Origin of the sequence: Nonomuraea solani, assembly GCF_900108335.1 — a bacterium.
In the GTDB taxonomy this organism is placed as follows: Bacteria; Actinomycetota; Actinomycetes; order Streptosporangiales; family Streptosporangiaceae; genus Nonomuraea; species Nonomuraea solani.
In genome coordinates this window covers 1-24743 of sequence record NZ_FNVT01000003.1, presented here as the reverse complement: position 1 = coordinate 24743, position 24743 = coordinate 1, and the positions used below count along the sequence as shown (strand labels likewise).

Below are 24743 nucleotides of genomic sequence, written 5' to 3'. Positions count from 1 at the left end.
GTTGTCCCGGGAAGCACGCCGGTGGCCTACCGTACCCGAGGCGGGGTGGTGCGACTGCCTCTTTTGACTCGTTCCATCTGTATCCACGAAAACAGTTCGAGGTTGAATGCCGCTTTCATCCCAGTGAAGTCGTGGCGAGCTTCGCGCCGAACCCCAGGAAGACGGCGCCGACGCCGGAGGTCAGACCGGCGCTGAGCCGGCGGTGGCGGCCGAACTGTCCCGCCAGGAAAGTGCCGCCGAAGATGAGCGCCGTCAGGTAGAGCAGGCTGAAGATCTGGATGACCGCGCCCAGGATCAGGAACGACAGCGCGGGGGTGGCGTAGCCCGGGTCCACGAACTGGACGAAGAACGAGACGAAGAAGAGGATCGCCTTCGGGTTCAGCAGGCTGATCGTCAGGGCCTTGCGGAACGGGCGGGGCCGGCGTTCCGGCTCGGCCTCCTCGGCGGCGGCCGGCCCCTGGCGCCAGGCCCGCCAGGCGCCGCGGATCATCTGGAAGCCGATCCAGGCCAGGTAGGCGGCGCCCGCGTACTTGACGATGGTGAACAGCAGCGCGCTGGAGCGCAGCAGGGACGAGGCGCCGGCGGCGGCCAGGACCATGAGCACGGTGTCGCCGACGAAGACGCCGGCCGCCGCGCGGTAGCCCTGGCGGACTCCGTGCGTGGCGGCGAGGCTGAGGACGTACAGGGAGTTCGGGCCGGGCAGCAGGATGATCAGGAAGGCGCCGATCACGTAGGCCCAGATGTCGATGATGCCGAAGAACATGCCGCTGGCTCCTGGGGGAGTACTGGTGACATGTCACGGTATCGCGTGATTAATCGCCTGGTGCGTACCACATCCCCCCATAAACCTGCTGGTAGCCGAGCGCTCGGTACGTCGCGTCCACCAGCGCCTGCCCCCGCGGATTGACGCCGAGCCCGGCGCCCTGCTTGTTCATCGTGTACCCGAACGCCAGCCGCGCCGCCGGATCGCAGAACCCGACCGATCCGCCCATCCCCGCGTGCCCGAACGCGGTCGCCGACAGCAGCGCCCCCTCGCTGTCCGCGGGCGGCAGGTGCCGGTTGTCCGTCGCCTTCATGAACCCGAGCGAGAACCGCGTGGGCGCGAGCAGCACCGCGTCGATCCCGGCCGAGGCGGTCACCGCCATGTACGCCAGGTGCTCCCGCGTGACCAGGTCGCCGCCGCCCAGCGACAGCGGACGGTACAGGCCCGCCAGCCCCCTGGCGTTCGTGATCGCGCCGACGGCCCCGATCTCGGCGGAGTGCGCCGCCCGGCTGTCGGACTCGCCGAGCGCCATGTAGCCGCCCTCGTGCGCCAGCACCAGCGCGGGCAGCGAGGCCGGGTCGGTGAACGCCTTGACGTAGAAGGCGGGCGGCTCCTCGGGCGGGTCGGCGGGGATCGTCGGCGCGACCCTGCCCTCCTGGTTTTTCGGCAGGCCCATCCAGAACTCCAGCCCGAGCGGCTCGGCCACCTCCTCGCGGAAGAACGTGCCCAGCGAGCGCCCGCTCACCCGGCGGACCACCTCGCCGATCAGGTAGCCGAACGTCAGCGCGTGGTAGCCGTGGCGGGTGCCCGGCTCCCAGAACGGCTCCTCGTTCGCGAGCCGGTCGGCCATCAGCTTCCAGTCGTAGAAGGCGCCGGGCGGGGGCGGCTCGCGCAGCGTCGGCAGGCCGGCCTGGTGGGTGAGCAGGTGGCGGACGAGCGTGGCGCCCTTGCCGCGGGTGCCGTACTCGGGCCAGTAGCGGATGACGGGCGCGTCGAGGTCGAGGTCGCCGCGGACGGCGAGCAGGTGCGCGCAGAGCGCGGTGGCGCCCTTGGTGCACGACCAGACGTGCCCGATCGTGTCGCTCGCCCAGGGGACGCCAGGAGCGGCCTCGCCGCCCCACAGATCGACGAGCACCTCGCCGCCGACCATCACACACACCGACGCGCCCACCTCGCCGCGAAGCGTCAGGTTGGCCTCGAACTCCTCCGCGACCTGGGAGAACCGGGGATCACAAGTGCCGTGCACGGTCATTTCCCGAATGCATCACGAAAGGACGCGCCTGTAAACCAATTACCTATTGACCGTATAGGGAATCGGTCTATATGTGGAAAGATGACTCTCTGGACTCCAGATCCCACCTTCTATCCCTCACCACGCGACGCCGCCGACGCCCCCGCTGAGCGGCTGGCCTACGTCGCCGCGTTCGACCGCGCCGCCGAGCGCCCCGACGCCCTGGCCGTCATCGACACGGATCCGTCCTCTCCCGGTTACGGCACCGTGGCCGGCTGGACAGATCTGCCCAACACGGGCGACGAACTCCACCACTTCGGCTGGAACGCCTGCAGCAGCGCCCTGTGCCCCAACGCGCCGCACCCGCACGTCGAGCGCCGCTACCTCGTCGTGCCGGGGCTGCGCTCGTCCCGCATCCACATCTACGACACCAAGGACCGGATCAGCCCGGAACTGGTCAAGGTCATCGAGCCGGAGGCCCTCGCCAGGCGGGCCGGCTACTCCCGCCCGCACACCGTCCACTGCGGCCCCGAGGGCCTGTACGTCTCCGCGATCGGCGGCGCCGACGGCAAGGACGGTCCGGGCGGCATCGCGGTGCTCGACCACACCTCGTTCGAGGTGCTCGGCCAGTGGGAACTGGACCGGGGGCCGCAGTACCTGGCCTACGACTTCTGGTGGCACATCAACCAGGACGTGCTGATCTCCTCCGAGTGGGGCACGCCGTCGATGGTCGAGGACGGGGTCGTCGGCGAGCTGCTGCTCGGCCGCAAATACGGCCACAAACTGCACTTCTGGGATCTGCGCAAGCGCACCCACGTCCAGGAGGTCGACTTCGGCGACGAGTACCAGATGCCGCTGGAGCTGCGCCCCGCCCACGATCCCACCCGCCTGTACGGCTTCGTCGGCGTGGTCACCAGCGTCGAGGACCTGTCGGCGTCGGTGTGGCTCTGGTTCCACGAGAACGGGAGCTGGCAGGTGCGCAAGGTCATCTCCATCCCCGCGCGGCCGACCCCCGCCGACCGCCTCCCGCCGGTCCTGAAGCCGTTCGGCGCGGTGCCGCCGCTGGTGACCGACATCGCCCTGTCGGTGGACGACCAGCGCCTGTACGTCTCGTGCTGGGGCATCGGGGAGATCAAGCAGTATGACGTCTCGGACCCGTACAAGCCGGTGGAGCTGGCCTCGCTCCGGGCGGGCGGCATCGCCCAGGAGGCCCCGCACCCGGCGCAGCCCGCGCTCCCGCTGCGCGGCGGCCCGCAGATGGTCGAGGTCAGCCGCGACGGCCGCCGCGTCTACATCACCAACTCCCTGTACGGCTCCTGGGACGACCAGTTCTTCCCCGACGGCGTGGGCGCCTGGATGGCCAAGATCGACACGGACTCGTTCACCTTCGACACCCGCTTCTTCCCGCACGGGGACGCCTTCCGCGGCCTGCGCCCCCACCAGGTGCGCCTGCAGGGCGGCGACGCCTCCTCCGACTCCTACTGCTACCCGTGACCCTGACGGCGGTGCTCCTGCTGGGCGCCTTCCACGGCCTGAACCCCGCCATGGGCTGGCTCTTCGCCGTGGCCCGCGGCCTGCAGGAGCGCAGCATCGATCGGCTTCTCCAGTCGATCCCCATGATCGCCCTGGGCCACCTCGCCTCGGTGGCCCTGGTGGCGCTCGTGGTCTCCGCCACCGGCTCCCTGGTCACCGGGACCGTGCTCTCGGTGGCCGGCGGGGTGGTGCTGGTGGCGTTCGGATTGTGGCGGTTGTTGTCGAGCCGGCATTTCCGGTGGGTGGGCATGCGCCTGTCGCTGTGGCAACTGGCCGGTTGGTCGTTCCTGATGTCGTCGGCGCACGGGGCCGGGCTGATGCTGCTGCCGGTGCTCACCGGCCTGCAAGCGGAGGGGCACGCCGGTCATGCCGTGTCCGGCGGGCTGGCGGTGGCCATTTACCACACGCTGGCGATGTTCTTCGTGGCCGGGACGATCGCGGTGGTCGTCTACAAGGTGGCCGGGCTGACCGTGCTGAGGCGGGCCTGGTTCAACGTGGACCGCATGTGGGCGGTGGCCCTTGTGACGGCGGGGACGATCACTCTTCTCCAGGCTTGACCGCCGCGGTCAAATTGGGTCTTGTTATCAGGCAGAGATCCGATCTAGGCTCCCATTTGCTCGTTAGTAAGGTTTCCTAATGAACGAGTTAGGAGCTCATCCCCCATGCACCGACTCAAGCGACTCGCCGTCATCGGCGCGCTCGCCGCGGCCCTCCTGCCCGCCACCTCCGCCGAGGCGGCCGTCACCCCCGTCCAGGCCAACGGGCAGCTCAAGGTGTGCGGCATCCGGCTCTGCAACGCGCAGGGTAAGCAGATCCAACTGCGCGGCATGAGCTCGCACGGCATCCAGTGGTACCCCCAGTGCCTCAACACCGCCTCCCTCGACGCGCTGGCGAACGACTGGCAGGCCGACGTCCTGCGCATCTCCATGTACATCCAGGAAGACGGCTACGAGACCAACCCGCGCCTGTTCACCGATCGGGTCCACAACCTCATCGAACAGGCCACGGCGCGAGGCATGTACGCCATCATCGACTGGCACATGCTCGACCCCGGCGACCCGATGTACAACCTGTCGCGGGCCAAGACCTTCTTCAGCGAGATCGCCCAGCGGCACAACGGCAAGAACAACCTGCTGTACGAGATCGCCAACGAGCCCAGCGGCGTCTCCTGGTCCACCATCAAGAGCTACGCCGAGCAGTTGATCCCCGTCATCAGGCAGCGCGACCCCGAGACCCCGATCCTGGTCGGCACCCGCGCCTGGTCCTCCCTCGGCGTCTCGGACGGCGCCACGGAGACCGAGGTGATCAACAACCCGGTGAACGCGTCCAACATCATGTACACGTTCCACTTCTACGCCGCCTCGCACGGCACCTCCTACCTGAACGCCCTGTCCAGGGCCGCCGACAGGATCCCGGTCTTCGTCACCGAGTTCGGCACCCAGACGTACACGGGCGACGGGTCGAACAACTTCACCCGGTCCCAGCAGTACCTGGACCTGATGGCGCAGAAGAAGATCAGCTGGGTCAACTGGAACTACTCGGACGACATGCGCTCGGGCGCCGTCTTCACCCAGGGCACCTGCCCGAACGGCCCCTTCGCCGGCACCTCACGCCTCAAGCCGGCGGGCGTCTGGATCCGCGACCGCATCCGCACGCCGGACGACTTCTGACCCTGCGTTTCGAGGAGGGCCACCGGCTTGGCCCTCCTCGAAAGGCGGCAGGGCAGGATGTGACATGTGCTGGTCGGCCTCCTCCAGATACTGGGTGGTCAGCAGCACGGTCACCCCGTCGGCGGTCAGCTCCCTGACCACCGTCCACAGCTCGCCGCGGGCGTGCGGGTCCAGGCCGGTGGTCGGCTCGTCGAGGAACAGGATCCGCGGCCGGCCGACCAGGCTGACGGCCAGGTCGATGCCGTCGAGCGCCACCTTGTCGCCGTACCTCTTGACGAGCCCTTCGGCTTCGATCGCGTCTTTCATGTTCTCGACGGTGCCGGGCCGCTCTGGCAGCGACCTGTCAGCCGGTGTTCAGACCGGCAGGAACCCCTGAGCCACATGTCCGGAAATTTGGGCCTTTCCTAGGGCATACAACCTCATCACTCTCGGTTCAGGCGCCGGTCACCACCCGATCCCGAGCGCCTGAGGAGGACGAGGTGAAACGCCGTTTTGTCATCCTGCTGGCAGCCCTCAGCCTGATCAGCCTGACCGGCATGACCGGGGCGGGCGCCACCGCCGAACCGCCGGCGAACAAGCAGTACCGCGTGGCGGGCCCGGCGACGGCGCAGCAGCGTAGCGCCGTGGCGGCCACCGGAGCCGCCATCGAGGAGGTGGCCACGGACTCGGTCCTGATCACGGCCACGGAAGCCGAGGTCGGCGCCATCAGGCGGCTCGGCTACCGGGTGTCGGAGGTGCCGCGCCCGACACCCCCGTCCGTCGGCGCGTTTGACTTCCCGCCGGCGGACTCCGGGTACCACAACTACGCCGAGATGAACACGGAGATCAACAGCATCGTCGCGGCCCATCCGAACATCGTCAGCCAGAGCAACTACGGCACGTCGTTCCAGGGCCGTAACCTGCGCCTGATCAAGATCAGCGACAACGTGGGCACGGACGAGAACGAGCCCGAAGTGCTGTTCACCGCGCACCAGCACGCCCGCGAGCACCTGACGGTCGAGATGGCGCTGTACATCATGCACCTGCTCGCCGACGGCTACGGCACCGACTCCAGGATCACCAACCTGGTGAACACCCGGGAGATCTGGATCATGCCGGACATGAACCCGGACGGCGGCGAGTACGACATCGCCACCGGCAGCTACCGCTCCTGGCGCAAGAACCGCCAGACGAACGCCGGCTCCTCGGCGGTCGGCACCGACATGAACCGCAACTGGGCCTACAACTGGGGCTGCTGCGGCGGTTCGTCAGGAACGACCTCCAGTGAGACCTACCGTGGCGCGAACGCGGAGTCGGCGCCCGAGGTCGCGGCGGCGGCCAACTGGGTACGCGGCCGCGTCATCGGCGGCACCCAGCAGATCAAGGCCCACATCGACTGGCACACCTACAGCGAGCTGATCCTGTGGCCCTACGGCTACACCTTCAACGACACGGCCCCGGGCCTGACCCTGGACGACCGTAACGCGCACGCCACCCTCGGCCAGAACATGGCCGCGACCAACAACTACACGCCCGAGCAGGCCAGCGACCTCTACATCACCGACGGCACCATCAACGACTGGATGTGGGGCGTCTACAAGATCTTCAGCTACACGTTCGAGATGTTCCCGACGGGCTCGAACCCCGGCTTCTATCCGCCGGACGAGCAGATCGTCCCCCAGACCACCAGGAACAGGGAGGCGACGCTGCTCTTCCTGGAGAACGCGGACTGCGTCTACCGGGTCATCGGCAAGGAGGCCCAGTACTGCGGCACCGGCAACCCGCCGCTGACCGTCTACTCCGACACCTTCGAGACGGCCACGGGCTGGACCACCAACCCGGCCACCACCGACACCGCCACCACCGGCACGTGGGAGCGCGGTAACCCCGCGGACACCACCTCCAGCGGCGCCAAGCAGCTCGGCACCACGGTCAGCGGCTCGAACGACCTGGTGACGGGGGCGGCGGCGGGCGCGGCCGCCGGTGACTTCGACATCGACGGCGGGATCACCTCGATCCAGTCGCCGGCCATCACGCTCCCCTCGACGGGCGCGCTGAACCTGTCGTTCTCCTGGTACCTGGCCCACGGCTCGAACTCCTCGACCGCGGACTACTTCCGGGTCCGCGTGGTCGGCAACACGACGACCACCGTGCTCAACCAGGCGGGCGCGGCCTCGAACCGCAACGGCTCCTGGGCCACCGCGACCGCGAGCCTGAACGCGTTCGCCGGTCAGACGGTCCGCATCCTCATCGACGCGGCCGACGCTTCGGGGGCTTCCCTGGTCGAGGCGGGCGTCGACGACGTCAGGATCACCCAGCAACCGTAGAGCGCCACCACGACTCCGCCGTACGGGATTTCGGCCCCGTACGGCGGAGTCTTTTTGGGTCTTGTAAGGAACGGGTGTCAAGGCTACGATCGCGGCAATCCTTAGGAAAGTTTCCTAAAAGATAGATCCACCACCAAGCCCGCGTCTCACCTCCGCGGGCCCGTGCCGTACGACCCGTGCTCTCACCCCCCGGTGCGAGTCGTACGGCACGTCACCCCCCAAAGGAAGAGCCCGTGAAGCTTCGCGCGATCCTCCTGGCCCTCGTCACTCTCGCACTCAGCCTGTACGCCCTCCCCGCGCAGGCCGCCGCGGCCACCGCGACCTTCGCCAAGGTCTCCGACTGGGGCTCGGGCTTCGAGGGCAAGGTCACCGTCACCAACGGCACCACCACCGCCATGACCGGCTGGAACGTCCAGTTCGACGTGCCGGCCGGGTTCTCGATCCCGTCCGCGTGGGACGCGGTCATGTCGAGAAGCGGGCAGCACTACACGTTCACCAACCCGGGCTGGGCGTCCCCGCTGGCGCCCGGAGCCAGCGCGAGCTTCGGCTTCAACGGCAGCCCCGGCAACTTCCCGGGCATCAGCGGCTGCACCCTGAACGGCGCCTCCTGCGGCGGTGGCACCACGAACCCGGGCGTCCCGGGCCGGCCGGGCGCGGTGACCACCTCGGTCACCAACTCCAGCATCGCGCTGAGCTGGGGCGCCGCCACCGGCACGGTGACCGGCTACCGCGTCTACGAGGGCACCGCTGTCAAGGCCACGGTCACGGGCACCTCGGCCACGATCAGCGGCCTGGCCGCCTGCGAGACCCACACCTACACCGTCAAGGCGTACAACGCCCAGGGCGAGTCACCCGGCCAGGACGCCATCGCGACCACCACCGGCTGCACGGGCGGCGGCGGGTCGCTGCCCAAGCACTTCCTCACCGGCTACTGGCACAACTTCGTCAACCCCGCCACCGAGCTCAAGCTGTCGGCCGTGCCCGCCGAGTACGACCTCGTCGCGATCGCGTTCGGCGAGGCCACGGCCACGGCGGGCGAGGTCGTCTTCGCCCTCGACCCCGGCCTGGCCGCCGCGGTCGGCGGCTACACCGACGCCCAGTTCAGGGCCGACGTCCAGGCCCTGCACCAGCGCGGCAAGAAGGTCATCCTGTCGGTCGGCGGCGAGGCGGGCCGCGTCCAGGTGGCCGACGCCGCGGCGGCGACGAGGTTCGCCGACTCGGTGTACGCGCTCATGCGGAGCTACGGCTTCGACGGCGTCGACATCGACCTGGAGAACGGCCTCAACGCCACCTACATGGCCCAGGCGCTCAGGTCTCTGCGCGCCAAGGCCGGCTCCGGGCTGATCATCACCATGGCCCCGCAGACCATCGACATGCAGTCGACCGGGATGGAGTACTTCAAGCTCGCCCTGTCGATCAAGGACATCCTCACGGTCGTCCACACGCAGTTCTACAACTCCGGCTCGATGCTCGGCTGCGACCAGGCCCAGGCGTACGCCCAGGGCTCGGTCAACTTCATGACCGCGCTGGCCTGCATCCAGCTCGAAAACGGCCTGCGCCCCGACCAGGTGGCGCTGGGCCTGCCGGCGGGACCGGGCGCCGCGGGCGGGGGCATCGTCGCGCCCTCGCTCGTCAACCAGGCGCTCGACTGCCTCGCCAAGCGGACCGGTTGCGGGACCTTCGTGCCACCGCGCGCCTACCCGGACATCAGGGGCGCGATGACCTGGTCCATCAACTGGGACGCCAGCACCAACTGGTCGTTCTCCAAGACCGTCAAGCCCCACCTCCAGGGAATGCCATGAGATTACGCAGCAGACTCACCGCCTTGGCGGCCGGCCTGGTCCTCGCCCTGACCGGCGCGGGGCTCACCACCGGCGCGCCCGCGGCGTACGGCTCGGTCCAGCAGATGGCGGCCGCCTGGGCGCCGTGGACCGCGTACGCCACCGGCGCGGTCGTCACCTACAACGGCGTCGACTACGTGTGCCTGCAGGGGCACACCTCCCAGCCCGGCTGGGAGCCGCCGAACGTGCCCGCGCTGTGGAAGCCCGGCACCGGCGGCGGCACCGACACCATGGCCCCGTCCGTGCCCGGCAACCTCCGCTCGACCGGCGTCACCGCCAGCAGCGTCGCCCTGGCCTGGAACGCCTCCACCGACAACGTGGGCGTCACCGGCTACAACGTCTACCGTGGCGGCACCCTCGTCACGACGGTGACGGGCACCGGCTACAACGACACCGGCCGCGCGGCGAACACCGCCTACACCTACACCGTCCGCGCCCGCGACGCGGCCGGCAACCTGTCGGGCGTCAGCAACTCCGTCACGGCCACCACCTCGGGCGGCACCGGCGCGCCAGGACAGCCCGGCACGGTGACCACCTCGGTCACGAACTCCAGCATCGCGCTGAGCTGGGGCGCCTCCAGCGGCACGGTGACGGGCTACCGCGTGTACGAGGGCTCGGCCCAGCGCGCCCAGGTCACCGGCACGAGCGCCACGATCTCGGGGCTCGGCGCGTGCACGACGCACACGTACACGGTGCGGGCCTACAACTCGGCGGGCGAGTCGGCCGGCCGGGACGCCACCGCGACCACCTCCGGTTGCAGCAACCCCGGCAAGATGGCCGGCGCGCCGTACCTCTACATGGGCTGGGGCAACCCGCCCAACCCGGGCACGGTCATGGACGCGACCGGCGTCAGGTCGTTCACGATGGCGTTCATCCTGTCCAGCGGCGGCTGCAACCCGGCCTGGGACGGCAACCGCCCGCTGACCGGCGGCGCCGACCAGCAGGCGATCAACACGATCAAGTCCAAGGGCGGCAACGTCCAGATCTCCTTCGGCGGCTGGCAGGGCAACAAGCTCGGCCCCAACTGCTCCACCCCGCAGGCGTTCGCGGGCGCGGTGCAGCAGGTCATCAACGCCGTCGGCCCGGCCGTCGTGGACTTCGACATCGAGAACACCGACGAGTTCGAGAACTACACCGTCCAGGACCGCATCCTGAACGGCCTCAAGATCGTCAAGCAGAACAACCCGAACGTCAAGGTCGTCGTCACCTTCGGCACCACGACCTCGGGCCCGAACAGCCACGGCATCCGGCTCATCAACCAGTCCAGGGCGCTCGGCGTGCCGATCGACAACTACACGATCATGCCGTTCGACTTCGGCAGCTCCAACATCTACCAGGACACCGTCAACGCCTCCGAGGGACTGAAGAACGCGCTCAAGAGCGCCTTCGGCTGGACCGACGCGCAGGCGTACGCCCGCATGGGCATCTCCGGCATGAACGGCCTGTCCGACCAGCAGGAGATGACCTCGCCCGGCACCTGGACCCAGATCCGCGACTGGGCCAGGTCCAAGGGCCTGACCAGGTTCGCCTACTGGGCCGTCAACCGGGACCGCCCCTGCCCGGGCGGCGGCGTGGTCGCGAACTGCAGCGGCATCGCCCAGGCCGACTGGGAGTTCACCCGCATCACCGCCGGTTTCTGACCCACTGAGCGGCCCGCCTCCCACAAAGAGGCGGGCCCTCCTTTTGAGGGACCCCCCATGAACCTTCGAGGCCCGGCGGTCCTGCTCGCCTCGACGACCAGTACCACACGATGGGCGGGCACGACTTCCACGTCGCCATGACCGACATGCTGCTGGCCGGTTTCCCGATCATGGGCAATCCGGCGAACGTGTTCCCGCCGCTGCGCCAGGACCAGGTGGCCATCGGGCTGCCCGCCTCGGTGAACGCGGGCAACGGCTTCACGACCGCCTCGGAGGTGCAGAAGGCGTTCGACTGCCTGGCCAAGGGGAGCAACTGCGGGACGTACCGGCCGCGGGGCGTCTATCCGGGGCTGCGCGGCCTGATGGCGTGGTCGATCAACTGGGACACGTTCAACGGGTACGAGTTCTCCCGGAGCCACCGGGCCTACCTCGACGCCCTCACATGAACCGGACGAGCTGAGTGGGCTTGACCGGCAGGCCCAGGCCCGGCGGACGGTAGGTGGGCAGCGCCTCGCCGTACTCGTGCATCCAGGCGTGGTCCACCAGCAGCCGCATCCGCCCGGCCTCCCGCACCCCGCCCGGCTCGGCCGGGACCGTCCCCCCGGCCAGCCTGGCCACGGCCGCGGTCAGCAGGTCGGGGTCGGGCGGGGACAGGTCGCAGTGGTCGTCGGGCCCGATGAGCAGGTCCACCTCGGGCGGCAGCGGGTAGATCGGCCGCGGCAGGGCCAGCACGCGCGGCGGCGGCGCCATCGGCCAGCCGTCGCGGACCGCCTCCAGCAGCACCGAGCGCGCCGTCCGCCGCGCGAACAGGCCCTCCGCCAGGGCCCAGCTCAGCGCGCCCACGTCGGAGCGGTCCTCGCCGCAGGCGTGCAGGCACAGGTACGGCACCAGCGGAATCCCCGCCCCGCCCACCTGCGCCCACCCGCCGCCGCATCCCGTCAGCACCAGCAGGGCCAGCATCGCCCGGTAGGCGGTGTCGGCGTGCGGCGTCTCCAGCCGCCCCGGCACGATCACGCACCGCCCGCCGGTCTTCTCGGCCGTCACCCCCAGCTCCCTGGCCGTCTTCAGCGCCCGCGAACCGGCCACGCCGGTGTAGGTCTCCTGCCAGGCCGGCGTGTACGGCTCGTGCCGGTCGTCGTAGCCGCTCGGCCACAGGCCCGGCAGCCCCGGCCGCGCCACCCCGTAGGCGGCCAGCAGCAGGTCGAACACGGTCGTCACCAGGTCGTCGCCGTCCCGCAGCACCGGCACGCCGCGCCGCAGCACCCCGGGGCCGTCGTCGAAGCGCGGCAGGAGCACCTCCACCGCCTCACCGCCGTACACGCTGAGCCGCCCGAAGGCCCCGCCCGTCAGCCCGCCCGGCACGTACGCCTCCTCGCGCTCGCGCAGCCGCACCAGGAACGGCAGGTCCGTCCACTCCATGGCGTGCCCGTCGAACGGCGTCCGGTCCAGGAAGAACTCCTTGAGCAGCACGTGCCCCATGGCCATGGCCAGCGCGCCGTCGGTGCCGGGGCGGACCACCAGCGTCTCGTCGGACAGCCGGGTCGGGTGGGTGCCGATCGCGACCACCTTCTGGCCCTTGTAGCGCCCGGCGATCACCCAGGGCGTGTCCGCGGTGCGTACGAGCCGGTTGTTCTCCCCCCACAGCAGGACGTAGGCCCCGCGCGCCCAGTCATCGGCCCTGGGGCCGGCGAACCGCGCTCCCAGCACCTGCTCGGGCGCGCAGGGGTGCTCGGTCAGCACCGCGCCCCCGAGCCCGCCGACGAGCCGCGCCAGCGGCGAGGTGGCCAGCGCCGCCACCTGCTCGGCCCCGTGCAGCGCGACGGTGTGCACGATCGCGGCCGCCGCGAGCTCCGCCGCCGTGCCGTCGTCCAGCGGCACCCGGCGCTCGCCTCGGGCGGGACGATATTGCTGTGAGTTCCCTGTGAGTTTCGCCCAGGCCGCGACCGGGTCGCGCAACCCCTCCCTCACCTCGAAATAGCGCCTGACCAGTGCCTGGTTGACCTGCGATCCCCCCATGGAAAAAGTTCAACACAGACCGGGATGTCGTATGGGGATACGTCTCGGCATGTCGGGGATAAGAATTGGAAGCCCTGGTGGCAGCAGTGCTCATGTTGCGGCAGGCTAGATGACGCCATGGATTACGCACTTCTCACGGGGATCGTCCTCGTCTCCGGTGTCGCACTCGCTCTCATCGCCCAATGGCGCGACTGGCGGCCCCCGCTCGTCGTCGCCATTGCCGTGGGCATCTTCGTCCGGGTGCTCATCATGTACACCTCGGCCATCGATTCATGGCAGCCCGTCGACTTCGTGAAGAGCTTCAAGCCCGCGGGCGTGGCCGTGCTCGAAGGCAAGGACCCCGTGCTGGCGAGCGAGGGTGGCTGGCACTTCCTGCCGACCATCCCCTACGTCTACGGCATCCTGCTGTGGCTCGGCATCCCGTGGGAATACGCCGGCCGGCTGGTCACCGTGGTCGCCGACATCGTGCTCATCCCGCTGGTCGCCAAGCTGGCCGGCGGTCCCAAGGCGACGCTGCGCGCCCTCCAGTACGCGCTCAGCCCGCTCGCCATCCTCATCGCCTCCGTCCACGGCCAGGTGGAGCCGGTCGCCCTGGTGTTCGGCGTGGCCGCGTTCGTGGTCGCGCGCGGCCCCGGCGACCCCCACCGGGCCGGCATGGTCACCGACGTGGTCGGCAAGGTGCGCAACGGCGTCGCGGCCTACGGCGTGCGCGCCTCGATCCCGCGCGTGATCGGCCGCGGCGGCATGCTGCACCGCGCCCTGCTGCCCGGCGACAACGACCGGGCCGACCTCAGGCGCGGCGCGCTGGCTGGGCTGCTCATGGGCCTGGCGCTGTGCGCGAAGAGCTGGCCGATCTGGCTGATCCCCGGCATGCTGCTGCTCCTGCCCAACCTGCGCTCCCGCGTCGTCGCCACGTTCATGACCGGCATGGTGCCGATCTTCTTCCTGGTGACGCTGCCGATCTTCGCGGGCACCAGGCTCGACCAGATCCCCGACGTCATCCGCACGATCCAGGACATCCGGCCGATCGTAGGCGAATACGGCTGGACGCCGTGGTTCACCGATGGCGACTGGGATCTGCGTCCCGAACTGGCCTCGTTCGGCACCAACCTCATCTACCTCTGCGTCATCGGGTGCGTCCTCTACTGGCGCCGCGCCGACCCGATCGACATGACCCTGGCCATCCTGCTCGTCTTCATGGTCGTGACGCCCCGGCTCGGCGCCCAGTACCTGCTCTGGTTCATGCCGTTCCTGATCGCCCGGCCCACGAAGTTCGCCTGGCCGGCCATCCTGGGCGTGTCGATCTGGGCGGGCTACGGCTACCTCTACATGACGCAGTTCGACACCAACACGTGGTGGATGCTGCACTCGTACTGGTCGCGGGCCTCGATCGTGCTGCTGCCGATCCTGGCGCTGGCCATGCCGTGGGGCCGCCGCCTCGCGACGGCCCCGGCCGTGGCCTCACTCAAGTCCGCCGACCACGTCAAGGTCACCTCACCGGCATAGGCACTCCCACAGGACGATCCACTGACCGGGGTGGACGTAGCCCACGACCGTGTCGCGGGCGACGCCCGCCGCGGCCAGCGCCTCGTCGACGCCCGGATAGTGGGGCTTCAGCGAGGCCCGCACCGAGCCGCCGAGCCCGCCGAAGCCGATCTCGACCAGCCGCTGGTAGGACCGGCGGTCGTCCACGAGCGGCTCTGGCCTGCGCTCGACGCGCAGGATCGCCGAGTCCACCGACGGGACCGGACGGAAGCCGTTCCTGCCGATCGTGTCACCGAGCCGCCAGTCGAACCACGGCCACGACTCCACCGTGACCAGGGTCCAGCGGCCGAAGTCGCCGGCCCGCTTGCGGGCGTACTCCCGCTGCGTGAGCAGCGTCGCCGAGGTCAGAGCGGGCGCCCGCAGGCACCAGTCCACGATCTTCGACGTGATCGAGTACGGGATGTTCCCCACGACCGCGAACGGCTCGCGCGGCGCCCGTACGGTGGTGAAGTCGGCCCTGACAATCTCGATCCGGGAGTCGTCGCGCGTCCGCGAGGACAGCCGACCGGCCAGCCGCGGATCGACCTCATAACCGACGACCCGCGCGCCCGCCGCGGCCAGCGCCAGCGTCAGCGCGCCCTCGCCGGGACCGGGCTCCAGCACGAGCCCCTCGGGAGAGGCGGCCTTGACCATCAGGTCGATGGCGTGCCGGTCGACCAGGAAGTTCTGCGACAGCTCGCGCCGCGCCCGATCCACGGGCGTGCGACCGCCACCGCCGTTCCTGGCCTTCTTCTGGGTGTGTGAATAGTTTCCGTGTGCGAAATTCTGCGCCACAGCACTGCCCCTCAGGGTCTTCGAGAGTGAACAAGGTCTCGAAGGGCCCTGGGCCGCGCCCGCGGACGCTCTACCTCAGGTGATCGCGTCCGCTAGCGGGCCAGAGCCCGGCCGGCGCGGATCCGAATGAAAACCTGGCAGGTGAACATGCATGACATGGCGGTCACTGTAGGCGGTGATCTTCCGGGCGGGCAACGCAATAAACGCTTTGAGCCGGCATTGAGGTGGCTCGGGTAGACCATGAGACATGGACCGACCGGCCAGGGTGCTCGTCGTCGACGACGAGCCGAACATCCGCGCCCTGCTCTCCCAGACCCTGCGACTCGTCTCGTTCGAGGTCAGGACGGCCGAGACGGGCGCCGAGGCGGTGACGGCCGCCAGGGAGTTCCAGCCCGACATCGTGGTGCTCGACGTGATGCTGGAGGACTTCGACGGGTTCGAGGTGGCCCGGCGGCTCGGTGAGCGCATTCCCGTGCTGTTCCTGACCGCCCGTGATCGCGTCGAGGACCGCGTACAGGGGCTGACGCTGGGCGCCGACGACTACGTGGCGAAGCCGTTCAGCCTGGAGGAGGTCGTCCTGCGCATCCGCGCCATCCTGCGCCGCAGCCGCACCGTGCCCGCGGACCACGTCCTGCGCTACGCCGACCTGGAGCTGGACCCGCAGGCCCACGAGGTACGCCGGGCCGGAGTGCCGGTGGACCTGTCGCCGACCGAGTTCAACCTGCTCGAATACCTGCTGACCAACGCCGGGCGGGTGGTGAGCAAGGCGCAGATCCTCGACAGCGTGTGGCGCTACGACTTCGACGGCGACTCCAGCATCGTCGAGTCGTACGTCTACTACTTACGCAAGAAGATCGACAAGGTCGAACCGCAGCTCATCCACACCGTACGCGGCGTCGGTTATACGTTGAGGACCCCCCGATGAGGCCCGCCACCTGGACCCTGCGCACCCGCCTCGTCATGGCCGTGCTCGCCCTGGCCACACTCGGGCTCGTCCTGTCCAACGTCGTCGGCGTCATGCTGCTGCGCGACAACCTGATGGGCCGCGTGGACGCGCAACTGGAGACGATCTCCAAGATCGCCAACGGGAAGGGCCTCCAGACGTTCACCCCCAAGCCGCCCATGGCCAACGACTTCTACGACGTGCTCACCAAGCGGATCGCCGCCATCCAGCAGGTCATGGTCTACAGCCCCGACGGCACGCTCCAGTTCAGGAGCGCCACCTCCGGCGACCAGCCGGCCCCCGTCATCGAGGAGCTGGAGCCCGGCGTCGCCACCACCGTGCCGGGCACCACGGGCGCCGCCTGGCGGGTCCGCGCCATCGAGATGCCGGGCGGCGCCACCTGGGTGTTCGCCCAGTCCCTGGCCGAGCTGGAGGAGACCCAGACCTCGGTCGTCGCCATCGCCATCGCCGTCAGCGCGTTCGTGCTGCTCCTGCTCGGCCTGGCCGCCGACGCCCTCGTACGCCTCGGCCTGCGCCCCCTGACCAGGATGGAGAGCACGGCCGGGCACATCGCCCGCGGCGACTTCGCCCGCCGCGTCCACGCCCCCGACCCGCACACCGAGCCGGGCCGCCTGGGCGCGGCCATGAACGTCATGCTCGACCGCCTCCAGTCCGAGATCGCCGCCAGGACCGACTCCGAGACCCGCATGCGACGCTTCCTCGCCGACGCCTCCCACGAGCTGCGCACCCCGCTCACCTCCGTGCGCGGCTTCGCCGAACTGCACCGCAGGGGCGGCGGCGACACCGACGAGGCGATGCGCCGGATCGAGGACGAGGCCGCCAGAATGGGCGTGCTGGTCAACGACCTGCTCACGCTGGCCCAGCTGGACGAGGAGCGCCCGCTCGACCGGGGTCCCGTCGACCTGCTCGAAGTCGCGGCCGACACGATTCGCGACGCCCGGGTCCGCCTGCCCGACCGGCAGGTCAAGCTGGCCGGGCTGAGCGACCGGCTCGCCCCGGTCTCGGTCGTCGGCGACGAGGCCCGGCTGCGTCAGGTGGCCGCCAACCTGGTCGCCAACGCGCTCTGCCACACGCCCCCCGACGCCTCCGTCACCGTCAGGGTCGGCAGGTGGGGCGGCTCGGCCGTGCTGGAGGTCGCCGACACCGGGCCTGGAGTGCCGGCCGAGCACGTACCGCGCCTGTTCGACCGTCTCTACCGCGTCGGCCAGGGCAGATCCAGGGCCGACGGCGGCGCCGGGCTCGGCCTGGCCATCGTCTCCGCCATCGTCCGCGCCCACGGCGGCCGCGTCGAGCTGGACACCGCGCCCGGCCGCGGCACCACCTTCCGCGTGCTCCTACCTGGCTCCGAGGCGGTTCCCAGCCCGCGTTGAAGCGCGCTCGGCACATTCGGGGCATGAGAAGAACACTTGCTCTCACGGCTCTCCTCGCCGCCCTGGCCACCGGCTGCGGCTCCCAGCAGGCCGCCACCGGAGTGGCCTCCGTGACCGCCGTCAGCGCCAAGCCCTCGCCGAGCGCCAGCCCCACCGGGACGGCCGACCCGCAGGAACAGGGCAGGAAGTTCGCCCAGTGCATGCGCGAGCACGGCATCCCCATGGAGGACCCCGACCCCGACGGAGGCGGCGGCTTCCAGGCGATGGGCCAGGACATCGACAAGAAGAAGGTCGACGCGGCCCTCGACGCCTGCCGCGCCGTGGCGCCCTTCAAGGACCGCGCCACGCTCAAGCCCGAGGACGTCGACAGGCTGCGCGAGTTCGCCCAGTGCATGCGGGACAACGGCGTCGACATGCCCGATCCCGACCCCGACGGCGGCTTCTCCGCCGGCGCCGGACGCAACTTCAAGCGCGACGACCCCCAGTTCAAGAAGGCGTTCGAGGTCTGCGGCAAGAAGTTCCCCCGGATGGGGGCGGCCAAGTGACGCAGCTCAAGGAGACCGGCCCGGTCACGCGGGCCCTGCCACCGCGACGGCGCCGCCCACTGCGAACCCTGGCCTGGACGGGTGGCGCCGCGTTACTCGCCGCCGCCGTCGCGGCCGCCGCGATCGGCTTCGGCGGTGACGGCACCGGTACGGCCGTCGCCGGCCGCACACCCCCCGCCACCGCCAAGGTCACCCGCACCACCCTCACCGAGACCAAGGCCGTGGACGGCACCCTCGGCTACGGCGAACCCCTCACCATCACCGGCAAGTCCCAGGGCACGATCACCTGGCTGCCCGGCGAGGGCACCACCATCACCAGGGGCCACGGCGTCTACAGCGCGGACGCCGACCGCCGCCCCCTCCTGTACGGCACCATGCCCCTCTACCGCACCCTCGAAGACGGCGTCGAGGGCAAGGACGTCGAACTGCTCGAACGCAACCTGGACAAACTCGGCTACACCGGCTTCGACGTGGACGATGAGTTCACCTGGGTCACCAGGGAGGCGGTCGAGGACTGGCAGGAGGACCTCGGGCTCGACGTCACCGGCAAGGTCCAGCCCGGCGACGTCGTGGTGGCCGACGGGCGCATCCGCGTCGCCGACCTCAAGAAGACCCTCGGCGACAGCGCGAGCGGCCCCGTGCTCACCGCGACCGGCACCACCCGCGAGGTTCTCGTCAACCTCGACGTGGCCGACGAGCACCTGGTCAGGAAGGGCATGAAGGCCACCGTCGAGCTGCCGGACGGCAGCACCGTCAACGGCGAGGTGGCCAGGGTGGGCAAGGTCGCCACCGAGAGCGGCAGCGGCGCCGACACCGCCACCACGGTCGAGGTCGTGGTGTCGGTGAGCGGGCTGAAGAAGTCGTTCGACGCCGCGCCCGTGGACGTGACGATCGTCGCGGGCCGCCGCGAGAACGTCCTGGCCGTACCTGTCGGAGCGCTGGTCGCGCTGGCCGAGGGCGGCTACGGCGTCCAGGTCGTGGAGGGCGCGGCCACTCGTTACGCCGCCGTCGAGACCGGCATGTTCGCCGACGGCAAGGTCGAGGTCACCGGCGTCGAGGAGGGCGTGACCGTGGTGGTGCCCAAGTGATCGCCGAACTGCACGGCGTCAGCAAGGTGTACGGTGACGTCGCGGCGCTCCGCGGCGTCACCTTGGACATCGGGCAGGGCGAGCTCGTCGGCATCGTCGGGCCTTCCGGCTCGGGCAAATCGACCATGCTCAACATGATCGGCACCCTCGACCGGCCCTCCGGCGGGACCGTCCGCATCGCCGGGCACGACGTGCTCTCCCTCACCGACCGGCAGTTGTCCGCCCTGCGCGCGAACGTCATCGGCTTCGTCTTCCAGCAGTTCCACCTGGCCGCCGGGGTGCCGGCGCTGGACGACGTGGCCGACGGGCTGCTGTACGCGGGCCTGGCCCTGCGGGAGCGGCGGCTGCGGGCGTACGACGCCCTCGAACGCGTCGGGCTCGGGCACCGGCTCGGCCACCGCCCGCACGAGCTGTCCGGCGGCGAACGGCAGCGCGTGGCCATCGCCCGCGCCGTCGTCGGCGACCCGCGGCTGCTGCTGGCCGACGAGCCGACCGGCAACCTGGACTCCCGTTCGGGGGCCGGCGTGATGGGGCTGCTGCGCGAGCTCAACGCGGCCGGCACCACCGTGGTCGTCATCACCCACGACCGCGACATCGCCGCCTCGCTACCCCGGCAGGTCGAAATGCTCGACGGCCAGATCGTGAAGGGAGCGGTGCTCACGTGACCGTTCTCGCACCTGCTCGCATGCGGCCACGCGACGTCGTCCGGGTCGGCGGGGCCGGCCTGCGGGCCAGGCCGCTGCGCGTGTTCCTGTCGGCGCTCGGGATCGCCATCGGCATCGCCGCCATGCTCGGCGTCGTCGGCATCTCCGCCTCCAGCCAGGAGGACCTCAACCGTCAACTCGAAGCACTCGGTACGAACCTGCTCACCGTCTCACCCGGCCAGAGCCTGTTCGGCGAGGCGTCCCACCTCCCCGCCGAGTCGGAGGGCATGATCGGCCAGATCGCCCCCGTCACCGCGGTCACCGCGACCGCCGGCACGCCCGCCAAGGTCTACCGCAACGACCACGTCCCGGCGGCCGAGACGGGCAGCATCTCCGTCACCGCCGCCCGCCTCGACCTGCTCAAGGACGTCGGCGCCACCGTCGTCAGCGGCACCTGGCTGAACGCGGCCACCCACGGCCACCCCGCCACCGTCCTCGGCGCGAAGGCCGCCGACCGGCTCGGCGTCGTCCAGGCCGGCCCCGACCAGCGCGTCTGGCTCGGCGGGCAGTGGTTCACCGTCGTCGGCGTGCTCGCACCCGCGCCGCTCGCCCCCGAGCTGGACACGGCCGCGCTCGTCGGCTGGCCGGTCGCGGAGGCCCGGCTGGGCTTCGACGGCTACGCGACGACGATCTACGCCAGGGCCCAGGAGGCGTACGTCGTCCAGGTACGTGACGTGCTCGCCGCCACCGCGAACCCGGCCAAGCCCAACGAGGTCGAGGTGTCCAGGCCGTCCGACGTCCTGGCCGCCAAGCAGGCCACCGACGCCACGCTGAACGCGCTCCTGCTCGGCCTCGGCGGGGTCGCGCTGCTGGTCGGCGGGGTGGGCGTGGCCAACACGATGGTCATCTCGGTCCTGGAACGGCGCGCCGAGATCGGCCTGCGCCGCTCTCTGGGCGCCACGCGCGGGCAGATCCGCGTGCAGTTCCTGGCCGAGTCGCTGCTGCTGTCGGCCATCGGCGGCGTCGGGGGAGTGCTGCTCGGGATCGGCGTCACGGCCGCGTACGCGGGGCTCCAGGGCTGGCCCGCCATCGTGCCCGTCTGGGCCATGCTCGGCGGCGTCGTCGCCACGCTCGTGATCGGCGGCATCGCCGGCTTCTATCCGGCCGTACGCGCGGCGCGGATGTCGCCCACGGAGGCCCTGGCCACACCGTGACCCGTGTCCGATTCTTACAAGAGCCCCGCGCCCCGCCGGCGATAGTGTCGCGCCAGAACCCGCTCTCCCCTGGAGGATCCACCGACATGGACGTGCTCACCCGAGCGGAGACCTACCTGCAGCTCCACGGCAGGCTCATCGACAGGCTGCGTTTCGAGGCGCTGTTCCGGGGCGGCTCCCGCGACCGGGTGCTCGACGTGCTGCGCTGCTACCAGAACGCCGACGGCGGGTTCGGCAACGCGCTCGAACCCGACCTGCGCGGCGCGGGCAGCCAGCCCGAGCCGGTCGAGGTGGCGTTCTGGATCCTGGACGAGCTCGACGCCTTCGACTCGCCGATGGTGGCCGCCGCCTGCGACTACCTGGCCTCCATTACCGCTCCCGACGGTGGCGTGCCGTTCGTGCTGCCCTCCGTCAGAGACCAGCCGGCGGCCCCCTGGTGGCAGACGGACGACGACCCTCCCGGGCACCTCATCCCGACCGCGTCGATCGCCGGGCTGCTGCACAAGCACGGTGTCACCCATCCGTGGCTGGCTCCTGCCACGGAGTTCTGCTGGTCGCGGATCGCCGCGCTGAAGGAGCCGGAGGCGTACGAGGCGCTGGCGGTGACGACGTTCCTGAACCTGGCGCCCGACCGGGAGCGGGCGGAGGCGGAGTTCGACCGGCTGCGGGAGGCCATCCTGGCCACGGTAACCCTTGAACCGCACGCGCCCGGCCACGTCCACTACCCCCTGGACTTCGCGCCCGCGCCGCTGCGGCTGCCGCTGTTCTCCCAGGAGGTCCTGGACCCGCACCTCGACGCGTACCTGGAGACGCGGTTCGAGGAGGAGAGCGGATGGGGCATCAACTGGCAGGCCTGGACGCCGGTGATCACGCACGAGTGGGGCGGCTACATCGTGATGCACCGGCTCAGGACGCTGCGCGCGTACGGGCGGCTGCCCGGCTGAAGTCCTTCTGTCGGAGGCGTCGCGTACGTTGGAGTCATGTACGTCGAACGACCTCCCTCAGCGGAGCTCGCCGGCCGGGTCGCCTGTGAGTGGCACCGGACCAGCGAGCACGACCGCACGGAGCTCGTGGTGCCCGACGCCTGCGTCGACCTCATCTGGGGCCCCGGCGGCCTGTTCGTGGCCGGCCCCGACACGGGGCCCATGCCCGTCACCATGCGGGCGGGCACCGCGCTGGTGGGCATCCGCTTCAGGCCGGGCGCGGTGGGCGACTTCTTCGGCGTCCCTCTGGCGGACATCCGCGACGCCCGCATCTCCCTGTCCGACCTCCCCGGCGGCCCCGCCGTCCTGGCAAAGGCCCTGAACACAGCGGCCGACCGCGCGTTCACGGGCCGGGCGGCCGATGCCCAGGGCGTGCCGGCGGGTTCGGGGGCCGATGCCGAGGGAGCGCTCATGGGCGAGATGGCCGATGTCCGGAGCGCGCTCAAGGGCCGGGCAGGCGATGTCCGGGGCGCGTTGGCGGGGCCGGCGGCCGATGCCCAGGGCGCGCTCACGCACCTGAGCGCCGATGTCGACGGCGTGCTGGCGGACCCCGCGGTTGACGCCGAAGGGGCGCTCGCGGCCATGCGGGCCGCCGTCAAGGCCGGTCTGACCGGCGCCACCCCCACCGACCCGGCCGCCCCCGCCATCGCCTCCGCCCTGCGCAAGGGCCAGACGGTGGCGCAGGTCGCCTGGACCCTCGGCTTCAGCGAACGCCAGCTCCAGCGCCGCAGCCTGACCTCGTTCGGCTACGCGCCCAAGACCCTGCAGCGCATCGTCAGGTTCCAGCGGGCGCTGCGGCTGGCCCGCGAGGGCGTTCCGCTGGCGGAGGTGGCCGTCACGGCCGGCTACACCGACCAGGCGCATCTGGCCAACGACGTCAAGCGCCTGAGCGGCGTACCCATGAGTCAGCTGATCTGACGCTCCCCGCGCGGCCGTTTCCCCGACACGAGCGCCTGCACCCACTTCGCGTTCGGATCACTGTCGATCAGCAAGGCCCGCGTCAGCAGGCTCAGCGGAATGGCGAGAATCGCCCCCAGCGGCCCCAGCACAAAAGTCCACACGATCAATGAAATGAACGTCATCGTCGTGGACAGCCCGACGGCGTCCCCCAGGAACTTCGGCAGAATGAACGACTGGGTGACGACATTGATGACGATGTACGCGGCGATGACGAGCACCATGGTCTGCACACCCCCGTCCAGCAGGGCGAGCATGGCAGGCGGCGACAGCGCGATGACGAAGCCGATGTTGGGAATGTAATTGGCGATGAGCGCCAGCACACCCCACAACAGCGGCAGCGGCACGTCCAGCAAAGAAAGCGCGACCATGTCGAGTACCGCGTTGATCAACCCGAAAACGGTCGAGACGATCAAATAACGCCGCGTCTTGTGCGCGAATGTGGCCAGCGCTTTCACCAGTTGCGGCCGGCTGTGCTCGCCGCTGGTGAGAATCTTCGCGGTCACCGGCGCGTCAAGACACATGGCGAGCAACAGCACGACAATGAGGAACAGCGCGGACAGAACGCCGATCAAACTCCCCAGCAGGCTCTGCACCAAACCCAGGATCTTGCCCGGGTCGAACGCCTGCATCCCCTTGCCGAGCATCTCGTCACTGACGCCGTGCGCCGCCGCCCACTGCTGCGCGTCGACGAGGAGCTGCTGGAACTCCGTTGTGTACGCGGGTAGCAGCGACGCGAGCTGGGTGGCCGAAATGGTGAGGATGCCGACCATTCCCAGCAGGACGAGGACGACGATGAGGAACGGCACCGCGACCTGCAGCCAGACCGGGGCGTTCTTGACAGCGAGCCAGCCGCGCACCGGGGATACGGCGATGACGAGCACGAGGGCCAGCACCACGGGGCCGGCGATCGAGGCGACCTCACGGATGCCGAAGAGGGCGATCACCGCCGCGGCGACGCCCACCAGGATGACGAGTGTCCTGGGTACGGGTTGATCTCGCACGCCCCGTACCTACCCCTGGCACACGGGCGAATCATCGATTTGACGGTTCCCAGGACCGTACATAGAGTTCACCAGTCCCGCGAGGACGGCTTGATCGCCGGCCTCACTCGGAGACCACCTCCTGACACCTCCACTTCGGTGGGACGTGCGCGTCCACTCGAATCGGCTGGTAAGTTAGAGGGGTTGTCGCCGAAAGGGACAGCACTTAATTACCGCAGGTCGAGCAAGTCGGGTCAATTTGACAGGGACTTGAACGGCTGAAAGAATTAAGGCATAACGAACGGAAAGTGAACGCCTCCGAGCGGGGATCACGAGAGTGGTTCTGGTGAAGGAAGTACGCGTCCGTTTCTTGAGAACTCAACAGTGTGTTAAAAGCCAGTGCATGATGCACAACCCCGTCATATTGATTGACGGATTCCTTTGGTTGGCATTCATCTTTGGGATGGGTGCTGGCTGGGACATTTTTTCCAGGCATTTTTTGGAGAGTTTGATCCTGGCTCAGGACGAACGCTGGCGGCGTGCTTAACACATGCAAGTCGAGCGGAAAGGCCCTTCGGGGTACTCGAGCGGCGAACGGGTGAGTAACACGTGAGCAACCTGCCCCTGACTCTGGGATAAGCCCGGGAAACTGGGTCTAATACCGGATACGACCGCC

General features: G+C 69.9%; 21 protein-coding genes, 1 rRNA gene and 1 pseudogene. 17 read left to right on the top strand and 6 right to left on the bottom strand.

The genetic code is table 11. The annotated features are described in order from the left end of the window. Window positions 1-115: 115 nt before the first annotated feature. Together leuE and C4V41_RS11145 are read right to left on the bottom strand one after the other, a co-directional pair. Window positions 116-763 carry a leucine efflux protein LeuE gene (gene leuE, locus C4V41_RS11150; protein ID WP_103955766.1) on the bottom strand — a complete coding sequence of 216 codons (648 nt, stop codon included), beginning with the start codon at window positions 761-763 and terminating at the stop codon, window positions 116-118. A 49-nt stretch (window positions 764-812) separates the two neighbouring features. Continuing rightward, a complete protein-coding gene (locus tag C4V41_RS11145) occupies window positions 813-2015 on the bottom strand; it encodes a serine hydrolase domain-containing protein (protein WP_103955765.1) in 1203 nt (400 codons plus the stop codon). Between the two features lie 81 nt (window positions 2016-2096). On the opposite strand from C4V41_RS11145, the gene C4V41_RS11140 reads away from it, so the two are divergent. The 3 genes from C4V41_RS11140 (at window position 2097) to C4V41_RS11130 (ending at window position 5197) form a co-directional block, all read left to right on the top strand. Further along, a complete protein-coding gene (locus C4V41_RS11140) occupies window positions 2097-3488 on the top strand; it encodes a selenium-binding protein SBP56-related protein (protein WP_103955764.1) in 1392 nt (463 codons plus the stop codon). Beyond that, window positions 3485-4084 carry a Rossmann-fold NAD(P)-binding domain-containing protein gene (locus tag C4V41_RS11135; protein ID WP_103955763.1) on the top strand — a complete coding sequence of 200 codons (600 nt, stop codon included), beginning with the start codon at window positions 3485-3487 and terminating at the stop codon, window positions 4082-4084. The genes C4V41_RS11140 and C4V41_RS11135 overlap by 4 nt, the downstream gene beginning before the upstream one ends. 105 nt (window positions 4085-4189) lie before the next feature. Then, entirely contained in the window at window positions 4190-5197 is a 1008-nt protein-coding gene (locus C4V41_RS11130) for a glycoside hydrolase family 5 protein (RefSeq protein WP_103955762.1), read from the top strand. Between the two features lie 69 nt (window positions 5198-5266). Here the strand turns inward: C4V41_RS11130 and C4V41_RS11125 are convergent. Beyond that, window positions 5267-5437, bottom strand: a pseudogene (locus C4V41_RS11125) (AAA family ATPase); the annotation flags it as partial. A gap of 239 nt (window positions 5438-5676) precedes the next feature. On the opposite strand from C4V41_RS11125, the gene C4V41_RS11120 reads away from it, so the two are divergent. The 4 genes from C4V41_RS11120 to C4V41_RS11105 all read left to right on the top strand — a co-directional run bounded on the left by C4V41_RS11120 (window position 5677) and on the right by C4V41_RS11105 (window position 11430). Further along, the gene (locus tag C4V41_RS11120) at window positions 5677-7503 is read left to right on the top strand and encodes a M14 family zinc carboxypeptidase (RefSeq protein ID WP_200823907.1); all 1827 of its coding nucleotides are present in this window, start codon (window positions 5677-5679) and stop codon (window positions 7501-7503) included. 233 nt (window positions 7504-7736) lie between these two features. Then, window positions 7737-9305 (top strand): chitinase, encoded by a 1569-nt coding sequence (locus tag C4V41_RS11115; RefSeq protein ID WP_103955761.1) that lies wholly within the window; start codon window positions 7737-7739, stop codon window positions 9303-9305. Further along, on the top strand, window positions 9302-10984 hold the full coding sequence (locus tag C4V41_RS11110; RefSeq protein ID WP_103955760.1) for a carbohydrate-binding protein: 1683 nt from the start codon (window positions 9302-9304) through the stop codon (window positions 10982-10984). Before C4V41_RS11115 ends, C4V41_RS11110 begins: the two co-directional genes overlap by 4 nt. 110 nt (window positions 10985-11094) lie before the next feature. Next, a complete protein-coding gene (locus C4V41_RS11105) occupies window positions 11095-11430 on the top strand; it encodes a glycoside hydrolase family 18 protein (protein ID WP_200823906.1) in 336 nt (111 codons plus the stop codon). On the opposite strand, the gene C4V41_RS11100 is transcribed toward C4V41_RS11105, so the two are convergent. Further along, window positions 11423-13000 carry a molybdopterin-dependent oxidoreductase gene (locus C4V41_RS11100; RefSeq protein ID WP_103955759.1) on the bottom strand — a complete coding sequence of 526 codons (1578 nt, stop codon included), beginning with the start codon at window positions 12998-13000 and terminating at the stop codon, window positions 11423-11425. The two genes, C4V41_RS11105 and C4V41_RS11100, sit on opposite strands and share 8 nt — an antisense overlap. 117 nt (window positions 13001-13117) lie before the next feature. Here C4V41_RS11100 and C4V41_RS11095 point away from each other — a divergent pair, with 117 nt between their 5' ends. Next, window positions 13118-14506: a hypothetical protein gene (locus C4V41_RS11095; RefSeq protein ID WP_103955758.1), complete on the top strand. Its 1389-nt coding sequence runs from the start codon at window positions 13118-13120 to the stop codon at window positions 14504-14506. On the opposite strand, the gene erm is transcribed toward C4V41_RS11095, so the two are convergent. Further along, window positions 14495-15241: an ErmE/ErmH/ErmO/ErmR family 23S rRNA (adenine(2058)-N(6))-methyltransferase gene (gene erm / locus C4V41_RS11090; protein ID WP_407669992.1), complete on the bottom strand. Its 747-nt coding sequence runs from the start codon at window positions 15239-15241 to the stop codon at window positions 14495-14497. The two genes, C4V41_RS11095 and erm, sit on opposite strands and share 12 nt — an antisense overlap. Before the next feature lie 325 nt (window positions 15242-15566). Between erm and C4V41_RS11085 the strand changes: the two genes are divergently transcribed. The 8 genes from C4V41_RS11085 to C4V41_RS64135 all read left to right on the top strand — a co-directional run bounded on the left by C4V41_RS11085 (window position 15567) and on the right by C4V41_RS64135 (window position 23045). Beyond that, entirely contained in the window at window positions 15567-16244 is a 678-nt protein-coding gene (locus tag C4V41_RS11085) for a response regulator transcription factor (protein WP_103955756.1), read from the top strand. After that, window positions 16241-17653 carry a sensor histidine kinase gene (locus tag C4V41_RS11080; protein ID WP_200823905.1) on the top strand — a complete coding sequence of 471 codons (1413 nt, stop codon included), beginning with the start codon at window positions 16241-16243 and terminating at the stop codon, window positions 17651-17653. The genes C4V41_RS11085 and C4V41_RS11080 overlap by 4 nt, the downstream gene beginning before the upstream one ends. 23 nt (window positions 17654-17676) lie before the next feature. Then, on the top strand, window positions 17677-18198 hold the full coding sequence (locus tag C4V41_RS64140) for a hypothetical protein (RefSeq protein WP_146103623.1): 522 nt from the start codon (window positions 17677-17679) through the stop codon (window positions 18196-18198). Continuing rightward, the gene (locus tag C4V41_RS11070) at window positions 18195-19286 is read left to right on the top strand and encodes a peptidoglycan-binding domain-containing protein (protein WP_235030054.1); all 1092 of its coding nucleotides are present in this window, start codon (window positions 18195-18197) and stop codon (window positions 19284-19286) included. The genes C4V41_RS64140 and C4V41_RS11070 overlap by 4 nt, the downstream gene beginning before the upstream one ends. Continuing rightward, window positions 19283-19951, top strand: coding sequence for an ABC transporter ATP-binding protein (locus C4V41_RS11065; RefSeq protein WP_200823903.1), 669 nt, complete (start codon window positions 19283-19285; stop codon window positions 19949-19951). Before C4V41_RS11070 ends, C4V41_RS11065 begins: the two co-directional genes overlap by 4 nt. Further along, window positions 19948-21144, top strand: coding sequence for an ABC transporter permease (locus C4V41_RS11060; protein WP_407669956.1), 1197 nt, complete (start codon window positions 19948-19950; stop codon window positions 21142-21144). Before C4V41_RS11065 ends, C4V41_RS11060 begins: the two co-directional genes overlap by 4 nt. Window positions 21145-21230: 86 nt before the next feature. Further along, window positions 21231-22088 carry a hypothetical protein gene (locus tag C4V41_RS11055; protein ID WP_103955753.1) on the top strand — a complete coding sequence of 286 codons (858 nt, stop codon included), beginning with the start codon at window positions 21231-21233 and terminating at the stop codon, window positions 22086-22088. A gap of 36 nt (window positions 22089-22124) precedes the next feature. After that, window positions 22125-23045, top strand: coding sequence for a helix-turn-helix transcriptional regulator (locus tag C4V41_RS64135; RefSeq protein WP_235030053.1), 921 nt, complete (start codon window positions 22125-22127; stop codon window positions 23043-23045). On the opposite strand, the gene C4V41_RS11045 is transcribed toward C4V41_RS64135, so the two are convergent. Beyond that, entirely contained in the window at window positions 23033-24049 is a 1017-nt protein-coding gene (locus tag C4V41_RS11045; protein ID WP_103955752.1) for an AI-2E family transporter, read from the bottom strand. The genes C4V41_RS64135 and C4V41_RS11045 overlap by 13 nt on opposite strands. 514 nt (window positions 24050-24563) lie before the next feature. Between C4V41_RS11045 and C4V41_RS11040 the strand changes: the two genes are divergently transcribed. Beyond that, a 16S ribosomal RNA gene (locus C4V41_RS11040) occupies window positions 24564-24743 on the top strand; the annotation flags it as partial.